Annotated in this window: 18 protein-coding genes; 9 read left to right on the plus strand and 9 right to left on the minus strand. The window is 61.9% G+C overall.

Annotation, left to right across the window (positions count from 1 at the left end):
- The first annotated feature begins 128 nt into the window (after nucleotides 1–128).
- Nucleotides 129–809: a TIGR00153 family protein gene (locus BN1115_RS16855; protein WP_042059563.1), complete on the plus strand. Its 681-nt coding sequence runs from the start codon at nucleotides 129–131 to the stop codon at nucleotides 807–809.
- 25 nt (nucleotides 810–834) lie between these two features.
- Complete coding sequence (locus BN1115_RS16860) at nucleotides 835–2,100, plus strand: inorganic phosphate transporter (protein WP_042658053.1); 1,266 nt, start codon at nucleotides 835–837, stop codon at nucleotides 2,098–2,100.
- Nucleotides 2,101–2,191: 91 nt separating this feature from the next.
- Here BN1115_RS16860 and BN1115_RS16865 read toward each other — a convergent pair whose 3' ends face one another.
- Nucleotides 2,192–4,648 (minus strand): bifunctional aspartate kinase/homoserine dehydrogenase II, encoded by a 2,457-nt coding sequence (locus tag BN1115_RS16865; protein WP_042658054.1) that lies wholly within the window; start codon nucleotides 4,646–4,648, stop codon nucleotides 2,192–2,194.
- Nucleotides 4,648–5,820, minus strand: coding sequence for a cystathionine gamma-synthase (gene metB / locus BN1115_RS16870; protein WP_042658055.1), 1,173 nt, complete (start codon nucleotides 5,818–5,820; stop codon nucleotides 4,648–4,650). Before metB ends, BN1115_RS16865 begins: the two co-directional genes overlap by 1 nt.
- A gap of 210 nt (nucleotides 5,821–6,030) precedes the next feature.
- Between metB and metJ the strand changes: the two genes are divergently transcribed.
- Nucleotides 6,031–6,354 carry a met regulon transcriptional regulator MetJ gene (gene metJ / locus BN1115_RS16875; RefSeq protein WP_005343046.1) on the plus strand — a complete coding sequence of 108 codons (324 nt, stop codon included), beginning with the start codon at nucleotides 6,031–6,033 and terminating at the stop codon, nucleotides 6,352–6,354.
- 75 nt (nucleotides 6,355–6,429) lie between these two features.
- Here metJ and BN1115_RS16880 read toward each other — a convergent pair whose 3' ends face one another.
- The 3 genes from BN1115_RS16880 to nudE all read right to left on the minus strand — a co-directional run bounded on the left by BN1115_RS16880 (nucleotide 6,430) and on the right by nudE (nucleotide 9,597).
- Nucleotides 6,430–7,701, minus strand: coding sequence for an aromatic amino acid transport family protein (locus BN1115_RS16880; protein ID WP_042658056.1), 1,272 nt, complete (start codon nucleotides 7,699–7,701; stop codon nucleotides 6,430–6,432).
- Nucleotides 7,702–8,138: 437 nt separating this feature from the next.
- Nucleotides 8,139–8,951 carry a 3'(2'),5'-bisphosphate nucleotidase CysQ gene (gene cysQ, locus BN1115_RS16885; RefSeq protein WP_042658057.1) on the minus strand — a complete coding sequence of 271 codons (813 nt, stop codon included), beginning with the start codon at nucleotides 8,949–8,951 and terminating at the stop codon, nucleotides 8,139–8,141.
- 37 nt (nucleotides 8,952–8,988) lie between these two features.
- Nucleotides 8,989–9,597 carry an ADP compounds hydrolase NudE gene (gene nudE / locus BN1115_RS16890; protein WP_042059576.1) on the minus strand — a complete coding sequence of 203 codons (609 nt, stop codon included), beginning with the start codon at nucleotides 9,595–9,597 and terminating at the stop codon, nucleotides 8,989–8,991.
- Nucleotides 9,598–9,741: 144 nt separating this feature from the next.
- Here nudE and yrfG point away from each other — a divergent pair, with 144 nt between their 5' ends.
- Nucleotides 9,742–10,422, plus strand: coding sequence for a GMP/IMP nucleotidase (gene yrfG / locus BN1115_RS16895; protein WP_042658058.1), 681 nt, complete (start codon nucleotides 9,742–9,744; stop codon nucleotides 10,420–10,422).
- A 68-nt stretch (nucleotides 10,423–10,490) separates the two neighbouring features.
- Here the strand turns inward: yrfG and BN1115_RS16900 are convergent, their stop codons facing one another.
- The 4 genes from BN1115_RS16900 to BN1115_RS16915 all read right to left on the minus strand — a co-directional run bounded on the left by BN1115_RS16900 (nucleotide 10,491) and on the right by BN1115_RS16915 (nucleotide 13,142).
- The gene (locus BN1115_RS16900) at nucleotides 10,491–10,703 is read right to left on the minus strand and encodes a hypothetical protein (RefSeq protein WP_005348798.1); all 213 of its coding nucleotides are present in this window, start codon (nucleotides 10,701–10,703) and stop codon (nucleotides 10,491–10,493) included.
- Between the two features lie 164 nt (nucleotides 10,704–10,867).
- The gene (locus tag BN1115_RS16905) at nucleotides 10,868–11,206 is read right to left on the minus strand and encodes a DUF1294 domain-containing protein (protein WP_042658059.1); all 339 of its coding nucleotides are present in this window, start codon (nucleotides 11,204–11,206) and stop codon (nucleotides 10,868–10,870) included.
- Entirely contained in the window at nucleotides 11,203–11,793 is a 591-nt protein-coding gene (locus BN1115_RS16910) for a sugar O-acetyltransferase (protein ID WP_042658060.1), read from the minus strand. The genes BN1115_RS16905 and BN1115_RS16910 overlap by 4 nt, the downstream gene beginning before the upstream one ends.
- A gap of 86 nt (nucleotides 11,794–11,879) precedes the next feature.
- Nucleotides 11,880–13,142 (minus strand): MgtC/SapB family protein, encoded by a 1,263-nt coding sequence (locus BN1115_RS16915; RefSeq protein ID WP_042658061.1) that lies wholly within the window; start codon nucleotides 13,140–13,142, stop codon nucleotides 11,880–11,882.
- A gap of 215 nt (nucleotides 13,143–13,357) precedes the next feature.
- Here BN1115_RS16915 and BN1115_RS16920 point away from each other — a divergent pair, with 215 nt between their 5' ends.
- The 5 genes from BN1115_RS16920 to BN1115_RS16940 all read left to right on the plus strand — a co-directional run bounded on the left by BN1115_RS16920 (nucleotide 13,358) and on the right by BN1115_RS16940 (nucleotide 18,088).
- A complete protein-coding gene (locus tag BN1115_RS16920; protein ID WP_042658062.1) occupies nucleotides 13,358–14,359 on the plus strand; it encodes a sulfate ABC transporter substrate-binding protein in 1,002 nt (333 codons plus the stop codon).
- A gap of 63 nt (nucleotides 14,360–14,422) precedes the next feature.
- Nucleotides 14,423–14,998 (plus strand): RBBP9/YdeN family alpha/beta hydrolase, encoded by a 576-nt coding sequence (locus BN1115_RS16925; protein WP_042658063.1) that lies wholly within the window; start codon nucleotides 14,423–14,425, stop codon nucleotides 14,996–14,998.
- A 272-nt stretch (nucleotides 14,999–15,270) separates the two neighbouring features.
- Nucleotides 15,271–16,110, plus strand: a complete 840-nt coding sequence (cysT, locus tag BN1115_RS16930; RefSeq protein ID WP_042658064.1) for a sulfate ABC transporter permease subunit CysT — start codon at nucleotides 15,271–15,273, stop codon at nucleotides 16,108–16,110.
- A complete protein-coding gene (gene cysW / locus BN1115_RS16935) occupies nucleotides 16,107–16,997 on the plus strand; it encodes a sulfate ABC transporter permease subunit CysW (RefSeq protein WP_042658065.1) in 891 nt (296 codons plus the stop codon). The genes cysT and cysW overlap by 4 nt, the downstream gene beginning before the upstream one ends.
- 23 nt (nucleotides 16,998–17,020) lie before the next feature.
- Nucleotides 17,021–18,088 carry a sulfate/molybdate ABC transporter ATP-binding protein gene (locus BN1115_RS16940; RefSeq protein ID WP_042658066.1) on the plus strand — a complete coding sequence of 356 codons (1,068 nt, stop codon included), beginning with the start codon at nucleotides 17,021–17,023 and terminating at the stop codon, nucleotides 18,086–18,088.
- Nucleotides 18,089–18,106: the final 18 nt, after the last annotated feature.

The raw sequence follows: 18,106 nt of genomic DNA on the forward strand, positions 1-18,106 counted from the left end.
GGGTCGCGGGGATATAATGCCCGCGATACAACCAGATTAATTCGCGGTTTAATTGAGTGCGCAGTTCGGTTATCCTGCGCGCCTCATAAAATCGTATCGAGTGTTTTTTCACCGACACAGGTTTGGCCATGCCAGTAAATACTATTTTGGGGCTTTTTGCCAAGTCCCCCATCAAGCCGCTGCAGAAGCATATCGTCAAGGTTCACCAGTGCTCCCAGCAGTTGGTCCCTTTCTTTGATGCCGTTGCCGAAGACCGTTGGGAAGATGCCGAGCAGATCCGGCAGCAGATCGCCCAATTGGAAAAAGAGGCGGACATCCTCAAGCGTGAAATCCGTCTGAAACTGCCTCGCGGCCTGTTTCTGCCGGTTGCGCGTACCGACCTGCTGGAGCTGTTGACCCAGCAAGACAAGATTGCCAACCGTGCCAAGGATATCTCCGGTCGCATGCTTGGCCGTCGCATGGAATTCCCCTCAGAAATGCGGGCGGATTTCATGGCTTACCTCAAACGTTGTATTGATGCGACCGCTCAGGCCGAGAAAGCGATCGGGGAGCTCGACGAGCTGCTCGAGACCGGCTTCAAAGGACGGGAAGTGGAAATGGTTGCCGAGATGATCCACCAGCTGGATCTGATCGAGGACGATACAGACACCATGCAGATCGGTCTGCGCCAACAGCTGCAAGCGGTTGAGCAGAAGTACAATCCGATTGATGTGATGTTCCTTTACAAGATCCTCGAATGGGTAGGTGACCTGGCAGATCAGGCCGAGCGTGTAGGCGCCCGTCTGGAACTGATGCTGGCTCGTTCGTAATCGACTGACTGGGTAAACACTATTAATGGACATTATCGCGAATTACGGCACCACTCTGGTGCTCGTGGCGGCCTTGTTCGGCTTTTTGATGGCCTGGGGTATTGGCGCGAATGACGTTGCCAACGCCATGGGCACATCGGTCGGCACCAAATCCCTGACCATCCGTCAGGCGATCATCATTGCAATGATCTTCGAGTTTGCCGGTGCCTATCTGGCCGGTGGCGAAGTGACGGCCACCATCCGTAACGGCATCATCGACAGCAATGCGTTTGTCGACAGCCCGGATCTGCTGGTGCTCGGTATGATCGCCTCCCTGCTGGCGGCGGGCGCCTGGTTGATCCTGGCCTCCTACTTCGGCTGGCCGGTCTCGACCACTCACTCCATCATCGGCGCCATCGTCGGTTTTGCGGTGGTGAGCATTGGCCCGGAAGCGGTGCAGTGGAGCAAGTTTGGCGGCATCGTGGGCTCCTGGGTCATCACCCCGGCCATCTCCGGTGTCATCGCCTACTTCATGTTCATCAGCGTGCAGAAGCTTATCTTCAACACCGATGATCCGCTGAACAATGCCAAGCGCTATGTGCCGTTTTACATGTTCCTGACTGCGCTGGTGATCTGTCTGGTGACCATCAAGAAGGGGCTGACCCACGTTGGTCTGCACCTGACCGATGGCGAGGGCATTCTGCTCTCTGTTGCCATCTCCATCGCAGTAGCCTTTGCCGGCTGGATCTATATTCGCGGTCAGAAGTACAACCCGCAGGATGACAGCAAGATGCACTTCGCCAACGTGGAGAAGGTGTTCGGCATCCTGATGGTGATCACCGCCTGTGCCATGGCCTTTGCCCACGGTTCCAACGACGTGGCCAACGCCATTGGCCCGCTCTCTGCGGTGGCCTCTATCGTGGCTTCCGGCGGCGAAATCGGCGGCAGCTCCCACATCGCCTGGTGGATCCTGCCGCTCGGCGGTATCGGTATCGTGATCGGTCTGGCGACCATGGGCGAGAAGGTGATGGCAACGGTCGGTACCGGTATCACTCACCTGACCCCGAGCCGTGGTTTCGCCGCTCAGCTGGCGACTGCCGCGACCGTGGTGATTGCCTCCGGCACCGGTCTGCCCATCTCCACCACCCAGACCCTGGTCGGTGCGGTCATGGGTGTTGGTCTGGCGCGCGGTATTGCGGCGCTGAATCTGGGTGTACTGCGCAACATCGTGGTCTCCTGGGTCATCACCCTGCCGGCCGGCGCCATTCTGGCCATCGTCATCTTCTACGTGCTACAGGCCTGCTTCTCCTAATCGAAGCGCCATTCAGCAAAAAGCCAGAGTCATCGACTCGGGCTTTTTTATTGTGCGCGGAAGCTGAGCTGCTCCCTTTGCATTATCTGCCTTAGAGGCTGGCGCAGATCTGCCAGAGATCGTACTGGATAGCGGCGGCGGTCACTTCGCGACCCGCCCCCGGCCCCTGGATCACCAGCGGGTTGGTGCGGTAGCTGTCGCTCTCGATGGCGAAGATGTTGTCGCAGGGCAAGAGGTTCGCGAACGGGTGGTGCGGCTCCAGCGCCTCCAGTCCGACCCGTGCCTTGCCGTCATGTTCAAAACGGGCCACGTAGCGCAGCACCTTGCCGAGCCGCTTGGCCCCTTCGAAGGCGGTCTGGATCGGGCCATCCAGCTCTTTCAGCCGGTCCATGAACTGATCGGCGCTCACCTTACGCAGCGGGACGGGCACCAGATTCTCCAGCTCGATATCGGCGGAGTCGAGCTCGAAGCCCGCCTCCCGCGCCAGAATGAGCAGCTTGCGGCGCACATCCTGACCGGAGAGATCTTCGCGGGGATCCGGCTCGGTCAGGCCATGTTGCCACGCCTCATCCACCAGCTCGGAGAAGGGGCGGGTGCCGTCATACTGCTGGAACAGCCAGGAGAGGGTGCCGGAGAAGATGCCGGAGACCCCCTGAATGCGGTCGCCGCTCTGGCGCAGCATCTGGATGCTGGACTGGATCGGCAGCCCGGCGCCCACGGTGGCGTTGTAGCGCCACTGCACCTGATGGTCGCGGCAGGTCTGCTTGATGCGCAGGTAGAACTCGCTGTCGGCGGCACCGGCAAACTTGTTGGCGGCGATGATGTGAATGCCGAGCTGGGCAAAGTCCGGGTAGTAGCGGCTCACCGTCTCGCTGGCGGTCATGTCCAGCGCAATCAGCGCATCGAAGCCGTGCTGCTCAAGCTGGGAGAGCAGCTCCGGCCAGATCAGCGGTTTGGGGGCGAAGTTGTCCTGCACCTTGAGGGGGTTAAGCCCCTCTTCATCCAGCAGGCCCCCTTCCGAGCTGAACACCCCGTAGAGGGTGAGCGCCAGATTGAGTTCATGTTCCAGCCGTGACTTTTCACGGGCGTAGAGGCTCAGCCAGTGGCCGCCGATATTGCCCTTGCCGAACAGCACCAGTCCGACCCGGGTCGGGCGGCTGAACAGGGCACTGTGCAGGGCGATCAGCAGCGGTTCCAGCACCACCTGACGCAGCACGGCCACCAGACTCAGGCCATCTCTAGCCACCTGTACAAACTCCAGCGGCTGATCTGCCAGCAGCTGATAGAAGCGGTGACACTGCTCGGCGTTGTCGGTGACTCCGGCCCCCACCAGCGCCACCAGACTGTACCCCTCTTTCTGGATGAGGCCGGTGAAGCTCCCTTGCAGCTGGAAGTCGCGCAGCAGCTCGAACGCTCCCTGTGCCACCTCGAGGGTGTAGGCGAGGCGCAGGATCCGGCGATCCGGCTGGCGCTGCAGGGTGAGCGGGTTGAGGCGATGGCGGGCGAGATAAGCCTCGATGGTGGCCATGGTTTGCTCGTAGTTGGTCTGCGGCAGCACCTTCAGCTCGATCAGGGCGATCTGATCCACCGAAGAGACTATGCGGGCGCCACCGGAGCGCGGCGCGCGGCGCAGAATATGAGTGCAGCCCTCATCCGGGTTGTAGCTGCAGCGCAGGGTGAGGCGCTGGCGGCTGTCGGCTACTGGTTGCAGAGTTCGCGAGTGGAGTACCGAGGAGCCAAGACGGGCCAGCTCGTTCGCTTCGGCGAGGCTCAGGCGCTCCAGCAGACGTGCCTCCTTCACCCGGCGCGGGTCGGCGCTGTAGACACCTGCCACGTCGCTCCAGATGGTGGTGGATTCGCCGTCCGCCAGTAGCGCCAGCAGACTGGCGCTGTAGTCGGAGCCGTTGCGACCGAGCAGCAGGGAGCGGCCCTCCATGTCGGCGGCGATAAAGCCGGTCACCACGATGCGACCGGCATGCTCCGCCAGTCGCGCCTTGAGCAGCTCGCTGGAGAGGGCGGTATCCACCTTGACCAGAGCGCCATCCTCGGCGCGCAGGAAGCTGCGGGCATCGAGCCAGATGGCCTTGTCGCCGCGGCTGGTGAGCAGAGCCGCCAGCAGGCGCGCCGACCACACCTCGCCAAAGGCGAGCAGGCCGTTGCGGGCGAAGCGGTCAAACTGCCCCTCCAGCGTCTTGGCGATCAGTTGCATGTCGTCGGCCAGCTGTTTGCTCAGGTCGAGCTGCAGTTCCCCTTCCAGCAGGCCGTCGATCAGGCTCTGCTGATAGGCCTGCAGGGCGGAGATGGCTTCACCGGCGGCTTCGTCCCCCGCTTCGGCCAGCTCCACCAGCTGGATCAGCCGGTTGGTGGTCTTGCCTGCGGCAGAGACCACGATCAGTTCATCCCCGCCCACCTGTTGTTCAACGATGCTGGCGACCCGGCGATAACAGACCGGATCCGCCAGACTGCTGCCACCAAATTTGTGGACGTGACGTCGCTTCAACCCTGCTTCTGCTGCCACCGCGATCTCTCCTTGTTGCTGCTGTTCCATTACTTTGCTACCTGCTCTGCCTGCTGCGCCTGTTCAAAAGCCTGAGCCAGATCGGCCACCAGGTCTTCACCGTGTTCAATACCGACCGACAACCGCAGCAGCTGGGCGCTGATGCCTGCTGCCTGCTGCGCCGCCGGGGTCATGGCCCTGTGGGTCATGCTGGCCGGATGGGCCACCAGACTCTCCACCCCGCCGAGGGACTCGGCCACCGAGAAGAGGGCGAGGGCAGCAAGGAAGGCGCGAATGCCTGCCTCGCTGCAATCGAGTTCAAAACTTAGCATGGCGCCGAAGCCGGACTGTTGACGGCGCGCAATATCGTGGCCCGGATGGCTCGGCAGGCTGGGGTGATAGATGCGTTTCACCAGCGGCTGCTGTTGCAGGAAGGCGAGGATGCGATCGGTGTTCTCCTGATGGGTGCGCAATCTGGGGGCCAGAGTGCGCAGGCCGCGCAGGGTGAGGTAGGAGTCGAACGCCCCGGAGGTGAGCCCAAGACAGTTGGCCCACCACACCAGCGACTCGGCCAGTGCCGCCTCTTTGGCGATCGCCACTCCGCCCACCACGTCGGAGTGACCGTTGATGTACTTGGTGGTGGAGTGCACCACCACATCGGCACCCAGCGCCAGCGGTTGTTGCAGCAGGGGGGAGAGGAAGGTGTTGTCCACCACCACCTGCGCACCTACCTCGTGGGCGGCGTTGGCGATGGCGCTGATATCCACCACCCGCAGCAGCGGGTTGGAGGGGGTCTCCACCCATACCAGCGCAGGCTTTTGCGCCAGCGCGGCGGCCAGAGCGGCCTCATCCCCCTGATCGACAAACTGCACCCGGTAGTGTCCCTTGGCCGCCAGATACTCGAACAGACGCCAGGTGCCGCCGTAGCAGTCGTGGGGGGCGATCAGCAGATCCCCCGCCTTGAGCAGGGCGGTAGTGACCAGATGGACGGCGCCCATGCCGGTGCCGGTGACCACGGCGCCTGCGCCCCCTTCCAGTGCCGCCAGCGCATCCGCCAGATTGGTGCGGGTCGGATTGCCGGAGCGGGCATAATCGTATTGACGGGGCTCGCCAAAGTCGGCAAAGGTGTAGTTGCTGGAGAGGTAGATGGGGGGCACCACGGCACCGTGCTGCTGGTCTGTCTCAATCCCGGTGCGAACCGCCAGGGTGGCCTTGTGGGTCATATCACTCTCTCCTTGAACTGTCTCTGGGCGATGGCTGCGTTGCCTGCGCCACGGCGATCCTGCCATTACTGGCCTATGGTGAACCACCTTACGCCAGCACAAAAAAGCCGTCAACACTTCCAGACGTCTAAATGGCTTTGCTGTTGGATTGCCATTAATTTCCTTAAGGGTTAAAATCCGCGCTCACGGCTAAATGAGAACAGGTGAGTCATGGGAACAGAGTGGAACGGCGACTACGTCAGCCCCTACGCGGAACACGGTAAGAAGAGCGAACAGGTCAAGAAGATTACCGTCTCGATCCCGCTCAAGGTGTTGAAAGTGTTGACCGATGAGCGCACCCGCCGTCAGGTGAACAACCTGCGTCATGCGACCAACAGCGAGCTGCTCTGTGAAGCCTTCCTGCACGCTTTCACCGGTCAGCCGCTCCCTTGCGACGAAGACTTGCGCAAGGATCATCCGGACAGCGTCCCCGCCGAAGCGCGCGCCATCATGGAAGCGCTGGGCAAAGAGATCGAAGATTTCGACAAAGAGTAAGCTATTTGCCATGCACAAGAGGCGACCCTGGGGTCGCCTCTTGTCGTTTCAGCAGCCCCGTTTACGGGGCTGTGGTTATTTCAGCAGGCTGAAGATCAGCGCCGATACCGCCAGCGAACCGGTCAGCAGGATAAAGCCGTTGGTCCAGCCATGACGGAAGCGGGCCAGCGCCTCCACCTTGTAGATCGCAATGACCGGCATGATGAACAGGATCATGGCAATGACCGGGCCGGAGAGGGTCTCCATCAGGCCGAGGATCCCCGGGTTGATCACGGCGGCGCCCCAGATGGCGAAGAACATCAGGGCGATGCCCAGCTTGTCCGCCTTTGCCTGCGGCAGGCCGTTGGGCTTGGCGATCAGGCTTTTCAGGCTTTCGCGGGCACCGAGGAAGTGGCCGAGGAAGGAGGAGCTGATGGCGATAAAGGCGATCAGCGGCCCCAGAGTCACGATCACCGGGTTGTCGGTGATGTTGGCGAGATAGGAGAGTACCGAGACGTTCTGCGCCTTGGCTTCAGCCAGCTGGGCTGGCGAGAGGCTCAGCACGCAGGAGAAGACGAAGAACAGCACGAATCCCACCAGCATCACTGTGGTGTTGCGCAGGATCAGGCCGCTCTTGGCTTCTGCCTGCTCGCCATATTCACGGCGCTGCACGTTGGCAAAGCCGGAGATGGCGGCGGCGTGGCTGAAGGCGAACACGGTGACCGGCAGCGCCAGCCAGACGGTATTGAGGAAGCTGACCCCTTCAAACGCGGTCACTTCCGGCCACTGCCACTGGGGAATGAGGTAGCAGGAGAGCGCCGCCAGAATGGCCGCCAGCGGATAGACCATAAAGGCGAAGGCGCGCAGCATCGCTTTCTCACCCGCCAGCATCACGGCGATCATGGCGAACACCAGCACGCCGGAGAGCATCACCCGATCCGGAGCCGCCATGCCGAGCTGGTTGACCATGAAGCTCTCCACCGTGTTGGTCAGTCCGACCCCGTAGATGAGCAGGATCGGGAAGATGGAAAGGAAGTAGAGCGCCGAGATGAGGCGACCGGCCATCTTGCCGAAATGCTCCTCCGCCACTTCGGTGAAGTCGGCGTGGGGACGTGAAGAGGAGAGCACGAAGCGCGCCAGCCCGCGGTGGGCGAGGAAGGTCATGGGGCCCGCCAGTACCGCGACGATGACGAGGGGCCAGATCCCGCCCAGACCCAGATTGATGGGCAGGAACAGGATGCCAGCGCCAACGGCGGTACCAAACAGACTGATAACCCAGTGGGTGTCGTGACGGCGCCAGCGGGTGGTGCTGGCCGTGGTGGAGCAGGAACCGGATAGCTCCTTGGTCGCCTCTACAGATAAACTCATTACTAATTCACTTTTTGTCAGTGTTTTAATCTGAGTTCATTGTGGTTTATCGGGATTTAATTCTCAAAAAGCGAGACTGAAACATATCACTGCCATTGCAGGCTTTAGCCAGTGAGATTGGGAATGGAATCTGGAACACGGAATGCAACAAAACTGAAATTCATCTATTTTGCAAAATATAAAACCAAAATTTGATCTGGTCTCATTTTTTTATTTTGGCTAATTAGGTGTTTTCAGGATTACATGAAAAATAGCACCATTTCTCACCGACCGATTGTGATGTTTCACTATCATTTTGCTGCTTTGCCAGCGTATCACGCTGTTCAAAAGCGCCTCAGGTAGCGGATCACACCAGTCATCACCCCGGACAACGACTCTGAAAAAGCAGGCGGCCATCGGGCCGCCTGCTTGTCTGGTGTGGTGACATCGCTATCCGTCTAGTGAGCCAGAATGCTGCCCCAGGCGAGATCCGGATCTCCCATCACGATAAAGTCCGGGTTCTCCAGCGACTCGGTTTCGTTGTAACTGAGCGGCTGCAACGCCAGGCTGAGGATGCGGCCACCGGCCGCCTCGACGATGCACTGGGCGGCGGCGGTATCCCACTCGCCGGTGGGGCCGAGCCGCACGTAGCAATCGGCTGCCCCTTCCGCCACCAGACAGGATTTGAGGGAGCTGGAACCCAGCGGGATCAGCTCGTAGTTGATGGCCGGGTTGAGGCGGCGGGTGAGGTTCTCCAGCTTCTGGCGGCGGCTGATGGCCACCACCAGCGAGTCGGGTTGGTCATGCTCGTGGTGCGTGGCGCTGATGGGCAATACCTCACCATTTACCTCCTTGAAGGCGCCGTAGCCGCGCACCGCCCAGTAGAGCACGTTGGACTCGGGGGCGTAGATGACCCCGAGCACCGGCACATTGTCCCGCACCAGGGCGATCAGGGTGGCGAAGTCGCCGCTGCCCGCGATAAATTCGCCAGTGCCGTCGAGGGGATCCACCAGCCAGTACTGCCGCCAGTTGGCGCGCTGGCTGAAGGGGATGTCGGCCGCCTCTTCGGTCAGCACCGGCACATGGGGGGTGAGCGCCGAGAGCGCCTGCTTGAGGTAGGCATCGGCAGCAAGATCGGCACTGGTGACCGGGGTCGCATCCTCCTTCAGCTGACGCTCGAACTGACCGCCGTGATAGATGTCGTGAAGGATCCTTCCGGCTTCGCGGGCAATCTCCTTGACCCCCGGCACCCAGGCCAACAACTCCTGCATCTCGTTATCCTCTGTCTGTTAACTGCCCGTCTGCGGGCTACTCTGCCTGCTCCGCCAGCCACTTCTGGGCCAAGAGCAGGGCACTGATGCTGCGCGACTCGGTGAAGTCGGGCCGTGCCAGCAATTCGTCGATCCGGTTCAGCGGCCAGGGGATCACCTCGAGGGGCTCCGGCTCGTCGCCGATCCGCTGCTCGGGGAAGAGATCCCGGGCCAGCAGGATATCCATCCGGCTGGAGAAGTAACCGGGCGCCAGCGACACCTGCTTGAGCAGGGTCAGGTTATTGGCGCCAAAGCCCGCTTCTTCCATCAGCTCCCGGTTGCCCGCCTCGAAGGCATTCTCGCCCGGGTCGATCAGCCCCTTGGGAAAGCCCAGCTCATAGGAGTGGGTGCCCGCCGCGTATTCGCGCACCAGCAGCAGGGTGTGGGCATCGAACAGCGGCACCACCATGACGGCGCCCCGGTTGCCGCCGCGCATCCGCTCGTAGACCCGCTCTTCGCCGTTAGAGAATTTGAGGTGTAGCGATTCCACCTTGAACAGTCGGCTCTCGGCCACGATATCGGCCTTGAGGATCTCCGGTTTGCTCTTGGGGTGATCCAGTTGGTCGGCTGAGATGTGCTCGGGTTTGCTCTTGTGGGGGTCGCTCATCGGACGCTGGCTGCTCGTTAAAAAATCGTGCTTCAAGAGTAAACGACTCTCACACCGAACACCACGGGCCAGGGATGGCAAAGGGGGAGGAAAAATCCGTTATACTGCCGCCCCGTTTTCCGAGATCCGCGATCAAGAGGCCCGATGCCACACTCCCGCTCCATCACCTTGCCCTGGCACCAGATAAATACCGTCTTGCTCGATATGGATGGCACCCTGATCGATCTGCATTTTGACAACCACCTCTGGCAGCAGCTGGTGCCGGAGCGTTACGCCGAGCGGCTCGGTCTGCCGCTGGATGAAGCCAAAGCGCAGATCGACGTCCACTATCACGCCGTCAACGGCACCCTCAACTGGTACTGCGTGGATTACTGGAGCGAGACCCTGGGGCTCGACATTCGTGCTCTCAAGCAGGAGCTGCTGGCGAAGATCCAGTGGCGTCCCCATGCCATCCCTTTTCTGGCCGAGTTGCGTGCCGCGGGCAAGCAGCTGGTGCTTTTCACCAACGCCCACCCCGCCAGCCTGTCGGTGAAGGATGCGCAGCTTGGCCTTGCCGAGCATCTGGATCTGATGGTGAGTACCCACGAACTGGGCTGGTCGAAGGAGAGCCAGCACTGCTGGCAGGCGCTGGCCGAGCGGCTGGCGTTCGATCCGGCCCGCACCCTATTTGTGGATGACAGCGAGCGGATCCTGCGGGCCGCCGCCGACTATGGTATCGGCTATCAGCTGGCGATCCAGAATCCGGATAGCTGCAAGCCGGAGCAGAGCATCACCGCTTTTCCGGCGATCCGCGACTATGCCGAGTTGCTGCCGCTGGCAATCTGAGTCTGCTGAAACGAGAGAGGGCTGCATCGTGCAGCCCTCTCAGTATCTGAAACCTGGCGGTGAAAAAATCACAGCTCCCGAAACGGGCGCCGCTTCTCCTCTTCGATGACGATCGCCTCCAGATTGGCGACCCGCTCCTGCAGCTCCCGAATGACCAGATCCTGCTTTCCGAGGCGGTCGGTGATGCGGGCATCCCCCATCTGATAGCGGGCCCGCTTGCCGAGATATCCGAACAATACGCTGATAAATACGATCAGGACTATGCCTGTCCACATGGTCATGTCACGACTCCTTGTCGTCTATAAACGGCAAAAACGCTGATGGGATCCGTTCTGTTTTCTCACAGCCGCCAATTGGCCGCAATGGGGCCCGTTTCGCCTTTGTGATGCAGTTGGCTATTGCTGCCAGAGGGGGCGGCCAAGCCACAATTTTGTTACTCGGGTGGCTATTGTTGCCAGAGGGGGCGGCCAAGCCAGAGCGCCCACAGGGTGAGGTGCAGCAGCACGATAAACCAGAAGACCAGCCGGTAGCTGCGCTTCTGGGTCTTGTGGCGCAGCCACTGGCGGGCAACCAGCGCCCCCGGCCAGCCGCCGCACAGCTCCAGCAGATGGAGCCTCGATTCGGGAATGCGCCACTCACCCCGTACCGCCTGCCGCTTGTCCCAGGCGTAGGCGGCGACCGTGAGCAGACTCATGAAGAGCAACACGGCCAGCGGCCACCACTGCTGTTCGCCGAGGCCGAGCCAGAGGGCGGCGCCCAGTGGCAGCAGTGCCAGCGCCATCACTGGGCCAGCTCCCAGCAGCGCTCCTCGTCCTGCTTGAGGGTGCGGATCACCCTGGCCGGATTGCCCACCGCCACCGAGTCGGCCGGGATGTCGCGGGTGACCACGGCGCCGGCGCCAATGATGGAGCGAGGCCCTATGGTGACGCCGGGGCAGATGATGGCGCCGCCGCCAATCCAGCAGTCATCGCCGATCCGTACCGGCTTGTTGTAGGCAGTCCAGTTGCGTCGTTCCAGATAGTTCATGGTGTGGGTGGCGGTGTAGATCTGCACGTTGGGGGCCAGCAGCACATGGCTGCCGATGTGCACTTCTCCCACGTCGAGAATGGTGACGTTGAAGTTGAAGAAGGTCTTCTCGCCGATATGAATGTTGCGGCCGAATTCGCAGGTGAAGGGCGTGCTGATCCAGCAGGAATCGGGGCAGTGGCCGAACAGCTCGCGGCAGATCTGCTGGCGCAGAGGGCCATCGCCCGCCGATGAACCATTGAGCCGGGCCAGCAGCGCCTGACCGCGGATCCGGTCGTTGGCTATCTCCTCGCTCTGGCTATCCAGTGCCCCGCCAGCCAGTACCTTGTCCCAGTCGCTCGCCATTGCTACCTCCTCATGCTGCAAGAGGGGGCAGTATACGTGACAAGCGCGAGAGGCGTCAGTCTGTCACTTCTGGCAGGTGATCCCGGTCAATCTGCGGGCCAGATAAGGGGCAGGATCAGCAGGGCCGAGACGAAGTAGGGCAGCAGCACCCGCAGCCCGAGACTACGGCCGCCAATGCCGAGGGCCAGCAACCCCTTCACCAGCGAGTTGACCAGCCCGGCCAGCAGGATGCCGCGGGCCGCCACCTCCAGCGCCAGCTCCTTGTGGGAGAGCTGGGAGAGCGACAGCGTGATGGCGTCCACGTCGGTGATCCCCGACACCAGCGCCAGCAGATAGACCCCGGAGTTGCCCACCTTGTCTTGCAGCAGGGTGGCCATAAAGCCGATCAGCGCCAGCAGCAGGCCGAACTTGATGGCGGTGGCGAGATCGAGCGGGTTGCTGGTTTCCGGTTTCACCGGGCCATCGGTCAGCTCCTCGCGCTGACGCCAGAACCAGAAGGCAAAGCCGTAGACAGTGGTGGCCAGCAGTAGCAGGGGGACGACGAGGCGCATAGCCAGTTCGCTGTGAATGAGCAGCACCAGCACCAGCAACCGCAACCACATGGTGGCCCCTGCCAGCAGGATGCCGGTGGCCAGCAGCCGCTCCAGCCCGCCCTGCTCCTTGTTGAGGCGGGCAAACTGCAATGTGAGGGCGGTGGAGGAGGCCAGCCCGGCTAGTATGCTGGTGAGCACCAGCCCGGAGCGGGTGCCGAGCAGCCGCACTGCGAAGTGGCCACAAAACGAGATGCCGGCGATCACCACCACCATCAGCCAGATCTTGAAGGGGTTAAAGGCATCGAGGGGCCCCATCTCCTCGTTGGGCAGCACCGGCAGCAGCACCAGCGAGATAAGCAGAAAACGCAGAGTAGCGTGGAACTCGGTTTCGCTCAGAAACAGCATCCCCTGCTGGATCTGCCCCTTCAAGCCCATCAACAGGGCGGCCAGCACGGCGCAGGCGACCGCTTCGCTCGGGCTGAGCAGCACTGACATCAGGCCTAGCAGGTAGGTGAGCAGCATGGCCACCGAGCTGGTGAGGCCGAACTCCCCTTGCCAGCGCTGGGCCAGCCAGACCGAGAGGCCGCAGCCGGTCACCACCGCCAGCAAGCCGAGCAGCGGCAGCCAGGGGCCCAGAGTCGGCAACAGCAAACCGCATACCCCGCCGAGCAGGCCGATGAGGCCGTAGGTCCGCATCCCGGCGATGCGCTGGTTATCCCCCAGCTGGCGCACCTGCCAGCCCCGCTCCAGCCCGATGATAAGACCGATGGCCAGCGAGACCAGGGCTCCGTTGACGGGTTCGGCATTGATCCACATGGCGGATTCCTTTTCGCGTTGTTGCTGCCTGATCCCATGATGGCACAGGGCGTAAGGAGGCAGAGGGGCATGGCTCACAGAGTCTGCGTCCGGCTCCCGGTGCGGGTGAGTGGTAGATATGAGCAAAAGAGATAAGCAAAGAGTTATTTCTTCCTTCTGGGCATAACAACTCCACGGCATGCTGTTCTCAACCCAACAAGATATGGAGAATCACCATGAAACTGCGAATGACCGCACTGACCCTGCTCTCCCTGCTGGCATTTGGCCAGGCCAATGCCGCCGAGATCCGTTTGCTCAACGTCTCTTACGATCCGACCCGCGAGCTGTTTCAGGAGTACAACGCCGCCTTTGCCAAGGAGTGGAAGGCGAAGACCGGCGACGACGTGGTGGTGAGCCAGTCTCACGGTGGCTCCGGCAAACAGGCCCGCGCCGTGGTGGATGGACTGGAGGCCGACGTGGTGTCGCTGGCGCTGGCCTACGACGTCAATGCCGTCGCTAAGGCGGGATTGACCGCCGCCGACTGGCAGAGCCGCCTTGACAACAATGCGGCGCCCTATACCTCCACCATCGTCTTCCTGGTGCGCAAGGGTAATCCCAAGCAGATCAAGGATTGGGACGATCTGGTGCGCAAGGATGTCGCCATCGTCACCCCCAACCCCAAGACCTCCGGCGGTGCCCGCTGGAACTATCTGGCCGCCTGGGGTTACGCCCTGAAGAAGAGTGGCAGTGAAGAGGGGGCCAAGCAGTTTGTTGGCGATCTCTTCAAGAACGTGAAAGTGCTGGACTCCGGCGCTCGCGGCGCCACCACCAGTTTTACCGAGCGCGGTCTTGGTGACGTGCTGCTGGCGTGGGAGAACGAAGCCCTGCTGGTGCTCGGTCAGGCGGGTGCCAGCGACAAGTTCGAGCTGGTGGTGCCTTCGGTCTCCATTCTGGCGGAGCCGCCGGTTGCGGTGGTGGACAAGGTGGCCAGGAAGCACGGTACCGAGGCGGTCTCCAAGGCCTATCTCGATTATCTCTACTCTGACGAGGGGCAGCATATTGTCGCCAAGCATCACTATCGCCCCAGCAACCCGGCGATCCTGAAGGAGACGGCGGCGCAGTTCCCGAAACTTGCCCTCTTTACCGTCAAGGATCTGGAAGGGGATTGGGAGAAGGCCCAGAAGAAACACTTCGCCCAGGGCGGTCTGTTTGACCTGATCTATCAACCGGGTGGCTGAGGCTGACCAGCACTTATCCCATCTTTAGCACTGGCCCCTGTGCCAGCCGATAGGAGCACCAAGATGAACAAGATCCTCCTGGTTCCCGGTCTGCACAACAGCGGGCCGGATCACTGGCAGAGCCGCTGGCACGATCACTTTCCCCACTGGCAGCGGATGACCGGGCTGCCGTGGGACAAGCCGGACCTCAGGGTCTGGAGTGCCAAACTGGCGAGCAAGCTGAAGAGTCGCCGTAGCCGGGTCCATCTGGTGGCCCACTCCTTCGGTGCGCTGACCGCCATCGCGGCGGCCCGCTTGCAGCCGGAGAAAGTCGCCTCGATCTTTCTGGTGGCGCCCGCCGATCCCGCCCGTTTTGGCATTGCGGATGAGGTATTGGCCGGGCCGCTGCAGGTATCGGCCCAGCTGGTGGCCAGCCGCAATGATCCCTGGATGAGCTATGAACGGGCCGAATACTGGAGTCGTCAGTGGCAGGTGCCGCTGTTCGATGCCGGTGAGGCGGGCCATATCAATGCCCAGTCCGGTCATGGGGATTGGCATCAGGGGCTGCATTTGCTGGGTGCTCTCTATCGCCGTGGCGAGCTGGTGGTGACGCCGGTCAAGGTGGCTTCGCCCCGGCCGGTCGAGCTCGGTTTTCGCTAGTTATCTGTGACGTGGTTGGAGGGTTGGCGAACACGCTGTTCGTTGGCGGCTCCACGCCTCCCGTTCTTTGAATGCTCCGCTCCGTATTGCTCCATTTCTTAGGTCTTTTATTTATATAAAAGACCTTTTTTTATTTGGATCGCTCTAAAAGCCTTGTCCTACCGTTGTTAGACAAAAAAGTGATTAGCAAAGTCGCAAACGATGTTTGTTGCTGATTGGAAGAGTGCGCAGAATCACCATATCGAAACTTCTTCATAACAGATGGATGTGTTATGCGATTTGGTTCTTATTCTGTCCTGCCCGGTTTTGGCCCCACGTTGGGGTTCAGCCTGCTCTATCTGGGCCTGCTGGTGCTGTTGCCGCTCTCGGCACTGGTGCTGTTTGCGGTCAACAACCTCACCGCCGCCGAGTTCTGGCAGGTGATCGGTTCACCCCGGGTGCTCGCCTCCTTTCGCCTGAGCTTCGGCGCGGCCTTTATCGCGGCACTGCTCAACAGCCTGTTTGGCCTGATCCTGGCCTGGATCCTGGTGCGCTATACCTTCCCTGGTCGTCGGTTGGTGGATGCGCTGATCGACCTGCCGTTTGCCATGCCGACCGCCGTCTCCGGCATCGCCCTGTGCGCCATCTTCGCTCCCAACGGCTGGATCGGCCAGCTCCTGGCGCCGTTCGGCATCCAGCTCGCCTACAACCCCATCGGCGTAGTGATTGCGCTCACCTTTATCGGCCTGCCCTTTGTGGTGCGTACCCTGCAACCGGTACTGCGCGAAGCCGAGAGCGAGCAGGAAGAGGCAGCAGCCAGCCTCGGCGCCGATCGCTGGCAGACCTTCCTGCGGGTGCTGTGGCCGACCCTGATCCCGGCCCTGCTCACCGGCTTTGCGCTGGCATTCGCCCGCGGGGTGGGGGAGTACGGCTCCGTCATCTTTATCGCCGGCAACTTGCCGATGGTCTCCGAAATCGCCCCGCTGATGATCATGAGCCATCTGGAGGAGTACGACTACGCCGGTGCCTCCGCCATCGCCGTGGTGATGCTGCTGATTTCGTTCATTTTGTTACTGCTAATCAACAAGTTGCAGGCCTGGAGCTGGTCTCGCATCGGAGGGAGCCGGATATGAGTTCATCTGCTATCGCCATTGAGGTGGCCCCGGTGGCGGCCGCCTCCGTTCGCAAGGCGCCGGTCGTGATCCGTGAACCCCAGTGGGTCAAATGGCTGCTGATCTCGGTGGGTCTCGGTTGGTTTGCCGCCCTGCTGTTGCTGCCGTTGGCCACCGTCTTTATTCAGGCGCTGAGCCCTGGGCTCGCCTTCTTCTGGCACGCCATCAGTGAACCGGATGCCCTGAGTGCCCTTGGCCTCACCGCACTGGTGACCCTGTTTGCCGTGCCCCTCAACCTGCTGTTCGGGATTGCCGCTGCATGGGCCATCGCCCGTTTCCGCTTCCCCGGTCGTCAGCTGCTGATCACCCTCATCGATCTGCCGTTCTCGGTGTCGCCGGTGATCGCCGGTCTGATGCTGGTGCTGCTGTTTGGCAGCCGCGGCTGGTTTGGCGACTGGCTGAGCGAGCACGATATCAAGATCATCTTCGCGACGCCGGGGATCATTCTGGCCACCATCTTCATTACCGTGCCGTTCGTGGTGCGCGAGCTGCTGCCCCAGATGGAGGCGCGCGGCCCGGAAGAGGAGGAGGCCGCCATCATGCTGGGGGCGAGCGGTTTGCAGATGTTCTGGCGCGTCACCCTGCCCGGCATCCGCTGGAGCCTGATGTATGGCCTGCTGCTCTGTACCGCTCGGGCGGTGGGGGAGTTTGGCGCCGTGTCGGTGGTCTCCGGCCATATTCGCGGCCAGACCAACACCCTGCCGCTGCATATCGAGATCCTCTACAACGAGTACCAGACCGGCGCCGCCTTCGCGGTGGCCAGCCTGCTGGCCCTGTTCGGGATCTTCACCCTGCTGGGGGAAACCCTGTTGGCCCGGCTGCGTGCCCAGCCCACCAAATCTCACTGAATCACCGTTTTAAAGAGGCAGCCATGAGCATTCAGGTTCAACAACTCAACAAGCATTTCAATCAGTACGCGGCGCTGGCAGACATCAACCTCGATTTTCACGACGGTGAGCTGGTGGCGCTGCTTGGCCCCTCTGGCTGCGGCAAGACCACGCTGCTGCGGATCATTGCCGGGCTGGAGCAGGCCGACAGTGGCAGCGTCATCACCCGGGGTGAGGACGCCTCGGATCTCCATGTGCGCGAGCGCAACGTCGGCTTCGTGTTCCAGCACTACGCCCTGTTTCGCCATATGACGGTGTTCGAAAACGTAGCCTTTGGCCTGCGGGTCAAACCGCGCAGTGAGCGCCCGGCCGAGGCGGCGATCCGCGCCCGGGTCAAGGCGCTGCTGGATCTGGTGCAGCTCAGCCATGTGGCCGAGCGCTACCCGACCCAGCTCTCCGGCGGTCAGCGTCAGCGGGTCGCGTTGGCCCGCGCGCTGGCGGTACAGCCCAAGGTGCTGCTGCTGGACGAGCCCTTCGGCGCCCTCGATGCCCAGGTGCGCAAGGAGCTGCGCCGCTGGTTGCGCGAACTGCACGACGAGCTGCATGTCGCCAGCCTGTTCGTGACCCACGATCAGGAGGAGGCGCTGGAGGTTGCGGATCGGGTGGTGCTGATGAATGCCGGCCGGGTCGAGCAGATCGGCACACCAGCCGAGGTTTACGATCAGCCTGCCAGCTCTTTCGTCCACAGCTTCCTTGGCAGCGTGAACCAGTTCCGTGGTCGGGTGGCGGAGCAGGGATTCGGCATCGGCGAGCAGCTGCTCGGCGGGCCGTCGGCCTCTCATCTTGCTAACGGCAGTGCCGCCATCGCCTATGTCCGCCCTCATGAGCTGGAGATCCTGCCAGCCGATGCACCCGGCGGGATCCGCGCCACCATCACCCGCCTGCTGCCCATGGGGCCGCGCATTCGGGTGGAGCTGCGTGGCGATGGCGAGACCAAAGGGGCCCACTATGAGGCGGAGCTGACCAAGGAGGCGGCCAGGCTGTTTGCGCCGGGTCAGGGGGTGAAGCTGGTGGCCAGACAGGCGCAGTTCTATCCCGACTACCAGATTTGATGCTGTGTTGCGGGCGGT

Origin of the sequence: Aeromonas allosaccharophila (genome assembly GCF_000819685.1) — a bacterium.
In the GTDB taxonomy this organism is placed as follows: Bacteria; Pseudomonadota; Gammaproteobacteria; order Enterobacterales; family Aeromonadaceae; genus Aeromonas; species Aeromonas allosaccharophila.